This is a genomic window from Martinezella calliandrae (genome assembly GCF_030272695.1).
GTDB lineage: Bacteria > Pseudomonadota > Alphaproteobacteria > Rhizobiales > Rhizobiaceae > Rhizobium > Rhizobium calliandrae.
Map to the genome: position 1 here is coordinate 1 of NZ_JARFYN010000210.1, position 463 is coordinate 463.

The window sequence follows — 463 nt, forward strand, 5'->3', positions numbered from 1 at the left end:
ATGCGGCCAGGATTGGACGGACGTGCGACGACCGCACAGGGCAGGTACTCGATGCTAAGGCTGCCGGAATGCAGGTCGATCGCGTAGTCGACGCGCGTCAGCAGTTCACTTTCGATCAGATGGGCGATCATAGAGGTCGGGTCGCCATCCGGATCGCCGGGGAATTTCCGGTTCAGGTTTCCATCATCGAGAGGCGAATTGCGGCGGTCGGCGCGAACCGCCGGAGCATTGGCTCCTGGAAGAATGATGATCCGACCACGAACGTCCTCAACCCGCAACTCCCGGATCAGCTTCGCCAGGATGATTTGGCCTTCGTATTCATTGCCATGGCTACCTGCCATCAGTAGGACACCCGGGCCTTCGCCATTGCGAATGGTGACCACCGGGATGGCCTCAAAACTGTAGCCAACGTCATCTCCGGACCGGTCGTGGACCGCGAGAGGGAGCCGGAAATACCCAAAGT

General features: G+C 59.8%; 1 protein-coding gene. It reads right to left on the bottom strand.

Features of this window, described 5'->3' with window-relative positions; all coding sequences use genetic code 11:
• The coding region (locus PY650_RS36780) for a M14 family metallopeptidase (protein WP_285885028.1) at positions 1-463 on the bottom strand (463 nt) is incomplete at both ends.